Below are 5,007 nucleotides of genomic sequence, written 5' to 3'. Positions count from 1 at the left end.
CAGTATCTTGTCATAGAAGATCAATCACTACCACATCTTGTGCTTTCATTGCGCATTGCTCTTAATGCGCTTTATAAGCATTTTAGCCATTAAAAAGAATTGACATCAGATGAAAAATCATTAAAATGTGTATATATTTACACATTATGAGTTTAGGTAATGGAACAAGATAGCCGAAAAATCATTGCAAAATTAAAGCATGATGGCTTTAAACTTATCAAAGTGAAAGGTTCTCATCATAAATTTAAAAAAGATGATAAGGTTGTTATCGTTCCACATCCTAAAAAAAATCTTCCGATTGGTACAGCACGTTCTATCGCACAACAAGCAGGCTGGTTAAAAGAAGGAGAAGAAGAATGAAAAGATTTTTTGCTCTTGTTCATAAAGATGAAGAATCTGCTTTTGGTGTTCAGTTTCCTGATTTTGAGGGACTTTTTTCTGCTGCTGATGAAGAAGAAAATTTAATCGCAAATGCAACAGAAGCACTCCAACTTTATTGTGAAGATATAGTTAGAGTGCCTATTCCTTCAAAATTTGAAGAAGTTATACAACGGGAATTTGTCAAAACAGCTTTGTCAGAAGGAGCTTTTTTAATACAAGTTCCTTTTATTGAAAATGATTCAGAAGTCATACGCACAAATATATCAATTGAACGAGGGCTTTTACGTGCAATTGATAATTGTGCACAAGAGAGAGGTTTAACAAGATCTGCTTTTTTGGCAACAGCAGCGCGTCACGAGCTTAATATTTAGCTCTTCAATCTGGAAAAATTTATCACTCTAGATTTTTTTGCAAAAGCGTGTAATTGCATATGATCCGCGAGCTATTAATGAAAATCAAAAGGCGGCAGGCAAACAAAACGCTATAGTTAAGAGGGATATAACTATCATTGATACTATATACATGGCATCTAATATTTCTGGACCTGTCATTGCCTTTCCCTCCTATAATAATTTCACAATAATTTATAAAATCTAAAATGTTTTAGAAAATTCTATATATTCTATTTTAAAATAAAAAATATAGATTTTTTTGTTGACATGGTGTAAAAAATCGTATTTAATGATGACATTGTATTATTCGTATTGTGTCTAAAATTCAGTAAAATATGAACTTGAAACGTGGCTAAAAAGCTCTGTTTTTTTGTTAGCTCTGGCTAATTAATTTTTCACAGAATAAAAATCAATAATTGACTAATTATGTCATTAATTATGACTCAAAAGGAGCCGTAATGAAAGCTGTCATTACTAAGCCAATGTGTGTTGTTGGAGACAATAAAAGCACTGTTCGCTTTGAACCATCAACACCCAATAATCCATTTGTTGAAGTTTCCAATCAAGTCTACGCACGTCTCAAGCGCGCTAATGCTGTAAAACCTTTTGTTGATGTTCAAACAAAAATAAAATCCGACAAGACAATTGAACACATTAAGCAAGTAGAAAAAGAACCCAACCAAATATCATCTGAAACAGTAACAGAGGAAACCTCTCTCGAAAAACCAAAAGAATCTAAAGCTTCCAAGCCATCAACATCTACCCCAAAAAAGGCTTAGAAGTTGAAATTAATTATCCACCAAAAATGGTATCTTCAACAGGCAAAAGATACCTTCACAAGCCTTCAAGCCCCTCGCCTTAATTGGGCTCTGCGTAATGCTCTAAACACTGCAGCAAAACAAGTTGAACGCTTTACTGAAAAGCAAGTTGCAGACATCTCATCAGCCCAAATAAAGCGTATAAGAAGAGGTGTTTATATTAAAGAAAAGGCGACAGCAAGGTTTCTTGAGACAGATATCATTGGTTCTGGAACACCAATACCTCTTAAATTTTTTCAAGCAAGAGAAACAAAACGCGGCGTAACTTACACACTGTTTGGAAAGAAAGAAATCTTACCCCATGCTTTTATCAAAGGTGGGAGTTTTCCAAAGCGCGTTGAATTAAAAAAGCTGAATGGTAATGTTTTTCAAAGAGTGGATGGAAATCAATTCCCTATTGCAAAACAAGAGGGACCCTCAATTGCTAGGGTGATGTCAAAGCCAGAGATTACAAGTGCTATTGTAAAAAAAGCCAATGAGAGATTAATTGCCAATATACAGTACCAACTTGCTCATCATGAATACGCTGGCTGTTAATAAGAAAGGCTAGATTATGTTCTTAAACTTTATCTATATATTCCATATCCTTATGAGTTTATGCATTACACACTTTGATTGCAATTTTAAAAACAGATTATCACTTATGCTTTGTTTTTCCATAAAAAAGTCAATAAAATCAATGTAAAAGGTACTTCCCAGCGGGTTGGCTTCGTTGCGGGACAGGCTAGTGCGAACTATCGCTAGCGACAGAATTTTCAATTTGACTGTACATTGTACACTTAACTCATTGATAAATAACAATTTCAATATGTACACTGTACAGTATGTGAAACGTTTTCTTAGCAAAAAGTAATTTTTATTACTGGACAATTCTAGTAATAGGTATTTTCAAATCAGGTGCCTCAAAAACACCTTAAAACAACTAGCGGATTAGTTGCCGAAATAACTAATCTTCCGCAATTTAAAAGCTTTAACTCATTCTATGCTACATGCATATAATAGCTTTGTCAGGTGTGGCTATGCCATATACCCCCCTTCGGGGAAAGGCATAACGACGGACTAGATGCCGTGTTTCTTAGCAACCAGCACTCTTTTAGAATGTCATTAAGGAACGTCTAACATCTAAGAATTCTTTATGAATACCATTATTAAAATTACTGAATTATGTGGCAAAAGGCATGACAATATTATGCGTGACATCAAGAAAACGCTTGAAGAACTTAACGCCCTCAAATTTGAGAAGGTTGATTTTGGTGGGCACTACCTTGATAACATAAGGTGAAAGCCGCCCTTGTTATAACCCGCCAAAGCGTGAATGCTTAATTCTTGTTTCTAGTTACAGCACTGCCTTACGAGCAAAGATAATTAACCCTTGGAAAGACAAGTAGCTATTCCATAAATTGATTACTCCAAACCCGAAGTATTACTTGGCGCCTTAAATCATCTACAAAATCAAATTGAGCAGAAAGACCATGTTATTTCAGAATTAGCACCAAAAGCAAAAGCTTTAGAAGGCTTAAAACGCTCTGATGGTTTGTTTGGTTTGTTTGAAACCGTGAAGATGTTGGAGATAAGACCAAAGAATTTAATAGATTACTTGCGTAAAAATGATTGGGTGTATCGACGTGCTCCAAGTGGTCCATTGTTACCTTAATCAGGATAAAATCAACAAAGGATTCATGGACTGTTCTGCCATCACCATTCAAAAACCGGATGGAACAGAAAAGGTGCTGCCTTCAACAAAAATCACACCTAAAGGATTGGCGGCATGTTTGAGAGAACAAATCCACGAAGGTGTGCAATGAAGGTAGGTTCTAACTTCTTATGCGATTTATGGATGGCATTATCTCAATTTTCTAGACATGAAAATATGAGTGATAAGATTGTACTGCTCATGGTTGACACCATGAGTTTAGTAGAAAAAACTTTGTTTTTAAAACTTCAAGATGAAGTGCCAATCCTTCTTTCGATATCTTTCTCATATGACGCTCCATAACAAAAGCCCCACATAAGTGAGGTTGGATAAAATGATGTTCTAATCAATCTCGCGCTAATTATAATCTCGCGCTAATTATAATAAAGTGGCTCGCTACATCCACGGGCGCCTATTTTTTCATCTTCTACATAACGAGAAAGCGCAAAGTTCCGCACAAGATGATCATTGTTAGAGCCACCAGTCCAACCGCCTCCTCCCAACATAACATTTATGTCTACACGTAAACTGCTTCCTTGCTCCCCTGTATGCCATTTAGTCACTGGATAACAACCAGACAAATATTGCCAAACATAACCGCAACCATCCTCACAACCGATATGCAAAGTCATCCGTCTATTGTTTGTATCAACGTGTCCTCCAGACGTCTTAAAAGAAGGCGCTTGATTGCCGACAATACTGGTTGCTTGATTACTTCCATACATGCTTGGCGAAAACTCATCACTCGTCAAAAATCTCTTATACTAACAGACCAAAAATCAAATGCATGATCCGCATAGCTACAATTGGTCGTAATCGGAACACCATATGCCGACTTTGCATTTTCACCTGTCCCTGATTGAAGATAAATATCAACCCAAATATTATGCCACAGATTGTAAACCATCCCTTCTGGACTACTACGTGGGCGGTGATTTAAACACCAAACAGAATTGGGCAAAACATCCTCCGCTTGATAAGCCGATACAAGATATTGATTTATAATGATAATCTAGCTCTGTTCATATTGAATTAGACGCCCGAATAACGTAGGATTCTCTCATTTCAAATCTGTTTATCTTGAATCAATCAAAACCACTTACTTGCACACCACAAGCGGGGCTGACGTATGGGTAAAAACTATAGCAGAAAGGAGTAAAAATGGTTCTTATGAATCGTCTTAATGCAAGATCTGTCGCAACATTGGGAACTGGCAAATATAATGATGGTGCCGGCTTGCTTCTTCATAAGCGTAAAGATGGAGGTGCTCAATGGCTGTATCGTTATACCATTCATGGGCGGCGTCGCGAAATGGGCTTGGGTGCTTTAAGAGATGTCTCTTTAAAACAAGCCCGTGAATTGGCAACTGGTTGGCGAGCTGTTTTACGTGAAGGGCGTGACCCTATTAAAGAACGCAATAAACAAAAGCGTGAGGCAATAAGCAATCTTCATTACTTAAAAGATATTGCCGTAGATGCTTTTGAAAGTCGGAAAGCTGAATTAAAAGATGATGGTAAGGCTTGTGATTGGTTTTCACCTTTACGTCTTTATATTCTCCCTAAATTAGGCTGTCTACCCGTTTCAGAGATTACTCAAACAGAGATACGCGATACCCTTGCCCCTATTTGGCATACAAAAGCTGGAACTGCTCGAACAGCATTGATACGTCTTAATCTTTGTCTCAAACATGCGGCTGCATTAGGTGTAGATGTTGATTTACAAG

7 protein-coding genes and 1 pseudogene are annotated in these 5,007 nt (G+C 36.9%); 6 read left to right on the top strand and 2 right to left on the bottom strand.

The window, feature by feature from the left end:
- Positions 1–159 precede the first annotated feature (159 nt).
- The 5 genes and pseudogenes from ACFINH_RS09080 (at position 160) to ACFINH_RS09060 (ending at position 3,396) form a co-directional block, all read left to right on the top strand.
- Positions 160–360, top strand: a complete 201-nt coding sequence (locus tag ACFINH_RS09080) for a type II toxin-antitoxin system HicA family toxin (protein WP_375632805.1) — start codon at positions 160–162, stop codon at positions 358–360.
- Positions 357–752, top strand: coding sequence for a type II toxin-antitoxin system HicB family antitoxin (locus ACFINH_RS09075; protein WP_375632803.1), 396 nt, complete (start codon positions 357–359; stop codon positions 750–752). Before ACFINH_RS09080 ends, ACFINH_RS09075 begins: the two co-directional genes overlap by 4 nt.
- Positions 753–1,231: 479 nt before the next feature.
- The gene (locus ACFINH_RS09070; RefSeq protein ID WP_375632801.1) at positions 1,232–1,552 is read left to right on the top strand and encodes a hypothetical protein; all 321 of its coding nucleotides are present in this window, start codon (positions 1,232–1,234) and stop codon (positions 1,550–1,552) included.
- A gap of 3 nt (positions 1,553–1,555) precedes the next feature.
- Positions 1,556–2,128, top strand: coding sequence for a hypothetical protein (locus ACFINH_RS09065; protein WP_375632799.1), 573 nt, complete (start codon positions 1,556–1,558; stop codon positions 2,126–2,128).
- Between the two features lie 598 nt (positions 2,129–2,726).
- Positions 2,727–3,396, top strand: a pseudogene (locus tag ACFINH_RS09060) (phage antirepressor KilAC domain-containing protein).
- Positions 3,397–3,658: 262 nt separating this feature from the next.
- Here the strand turns inward: ACFINH_RS09060 and ACFINH_RS09055 are convergent.
- Both ACFINH_RS09055 and ACFINH_RS09050 read right to left on the bottom strand, forming a co-directional pair.
- On the bottom strand, positions 3,659–4,036 hold the full coding sequence (locus tag ACFINH_RS09055; protein WP_375632797.1) for a hypothetical protein: 378 nt from the start codon (positions 4,034–4,036) through the stop codon (positions 3,659–3,661).
- The gene (locus tag ACFINH_RS09050; protein ID WP_375632795.1) at positions 4,033–4,245 is read right to left on the bottom strand and encodes a hypothetical protein; all 213 of its coding nucleotides are present in this window, start codon (positions 4,243–4,245) and stop codon (positions 4,033–4,035) included. The genes ACFINH_RS09055 and ACFINH_RS09050 overlap by 4 nt, the downstream gene beginning before the upstream one ends.
- 200 nt (positions 4,246–4,445) lie before the next feature.
- Here ACFINH_RS09050 and ACFINH_RS09045 point away from each other — a divergent pair.
- On the top strand, positions 4,446–5,007 hold a 562-nt coding region (locus tag ACFINH_RS09045), incomplete at its 3' end, for a tyrosine-type recombinase/integrase (protein WP_375632793.1).

Origin of the sequence: Bartonella sp. AA74HLJMH, assembly GCF_042197045.1 — a bacterium.
Lineage (GTDB): Bacteria > Pseudomonadota > Alphaproteobacteria > Rhizobiales > Rhizobiaceae > Bartonella.
Note: the sequence above shows the minus strand (reverse complement) of the source record. Positions and strands in the feature narration are given on the sequence as shown.

Excerpts from the sequence above, each read along its gene's own strand:
- ACFINH_RS09080 (WP_375632805.1), top strand. The coding sequence starts at position 160 with ATGGAACAAGATAGCCGAAAAATCATTGCAAAATTAAAGCATGATGGC.
- ACFINH_RS09075 (WP_375632803.1), top strand. The coding sequence starts at position 357 with ATGAAAAGATTTTTTGCTCTTGTTCATAAAGATGAAGAATCTGCTTTT.
- ACFINH_RS09070 (WP_375632801.1), top strand. The coding sequence starts at position 1,232 with ATGAAAGCTGTCATTACTAAGCCAATGTGTGTTGTTGGAGACAATAAA.